Source organism: Candidatus Hydrogenedentota bacterium, from assembly GCA_012730045.1.
Lineage (GTDB): Bacteria > Hydrogenedentota > Hydrogenedentia > Hydrogenedentales > CAITNO01 > JAAYBR01.
The window spans coordinates 1-1,550 of sequence record JAAYBR010000103.1 but is presented as its reverse complement, the minus strand read 5'-3'; the positions used below and the strand labels follow the sequence as shown (position 1 = coordinate 1,550).

Annotated in this window: 3 protein-coding genes; all 3 read right to left on the bottom strand. The window is 67.2% G+C overall.

Translation table 11 applies throughout. The features are described 5' to 3' along the window. Nucleotides 1-628: hypothetical protein (locus tag GXY15_10830; GenBank protein NLV41705.1), on the bottom strand; the 628-nt coding region annotated here is incomplete at its 3' end. A 1-nt stretch (nt 629) separates the two neighbouring features. Further along, complete coding sequence (locus GXY15_10825; GenBank protein ID NLV41704.1) at nt 630-1,214, bottom strand: hypothetical protein; 585 nt, start codon at nt 1,212-1,214, stop codon at nt 630-632. Beyond that, a partial coding sequence (locus tag GXY15_10820) for a hypothetical protein (GenBank protein NLV41703.1) occupies nt 1,192-1,550 on the bottom strand: 359 nt, incomplete at its 5' end. The genes GXY15_10825 and GXY15_10820, both read right to left, overlap by 23 nt.

The following is a 1,550-nucleotide window of genomic DNA, read 5'->3' as shown; positions in this document are numbered from 1 at the left end:
CTGCCGAGTGCAGCGCCTTCACCTTGGCCGTGACCACTTCCTCCCCCTGGTCCGCCAGGAGGGTCAGCAGGGCGTTCTCCGCAGTGTCCAGCTGCGCCTCGAATATGCCGTCGTCGGCGTAGTTTGCCGCGATGGTGTTCACGGCGTTCGTCACCGCCTGGTTCGTCACCTCCACCCGGTAGTTCTGGAACTCCGCCCGCTCATGCCGGGCGATGGAATCCACCTTGCTGCTCCGGTTCCGGAGGATGTATTTCGAGAAGAGGCTCCTCTGGTTCTCGTTTTCCAGCCCCTTCATGAGATCGGATTCGAGCTTTCCGAACCACTCCGTCGCCTCGCCGGACATGCCCTTGGCGCCCTTGCCCTTTCGGTTGAAAAGCCCTGTGTCCGGGTCGTTCAGGTACTTCGTGGTCAGCTCGTCCCACGAGTTCGCCGCCTCGAGTACGGCCGCGTCGTCGGCCTTCTGCCGCATGTCAAGGGCGATCCTGACGCCCTCGTCGGCCACGTCGCCGAGCATGCGCCCGGCCTGCTGCATCGCCTTCGCCTCGAACCCGCCGGCCGCCCCCTCGGGCAGCGCCACGGGCCGGGACACCTCCGGGGAGAGCCCCCGCTCGTACACCGGGACCCTCATGTCAGCGCCCCCTGCGGAACAGGTGCCGGTAGCCGGTGGCGTTGTACGTCAGGGGAGACCCTGCCGCCGCCGATCCGCCCACGTTCCACCCCGACGCCGTGCCGCCCTTGAAGGGGTTGTACCCCATCTTGTACCAGCTGCTCGCCACCGAGGCCCCCGTCCCCAGCAGGGACGTGACGGCGCTGAAGGTGGCGGCGCTCTTCGCCGATTTTGCGGCCGAACGGGCGTTGTTCGCCTCGTCCAGCAGGTCCGCCCGGCGCACCTGGGCGTTGTACCGGAGGGTGGCCACGTCCTTCATGCCCTCCCCCTCCGTGTCCAGGACGGACGCCAGGGGCGTTCCCGTGCCCGGGGCGAAGCCGGAGGCCCCGTACCCCGCCCGCTGTTCCCCCTTGATCACGGCCATCTTCCGCTTCAGCCGGGCCTCCTCCTGCCCGGCGGCCGTCACTTCCTCGTGGGCGCGCCGTTCCGCCTGGGCGGCCTGGGCTTCGTACTGGGCGGCCTGGGCCTGACCGGCCTGGTAGGTCCCGATGGCCGTCATGACGCCCGCGGCGGCCTGCAGCACGCTAAGGGTTGCCGCTAGACTCATTTTTTTCACCTCTCATCCAGGCGTAATGGAACGGCAGCCCGTCGATGCCGTAGGGCGCCGGATCCTCTATATTGAAACCGAGCCATTTCATCCACTTCACCGATGTCTCGTTCCGGGCGTCCACCCAGTTCACCAGCAGGCTGTAGCTCGATTTCACCGTTTTCAAGTAGTCCCTCACCGTCCGCAGGTAGGGCAGCGCCGCCCGTTCTATCTCCTCCGTGGCCAGCTGCCATGGATATCCCACTCCCCCCAGCAGCCCCCCGGGAAAGCATCCCGCCATACCGATGGGCGTTCCGTCCCACGTGCCCACCCACAGCAGCGGACTCTTCTTCGCCG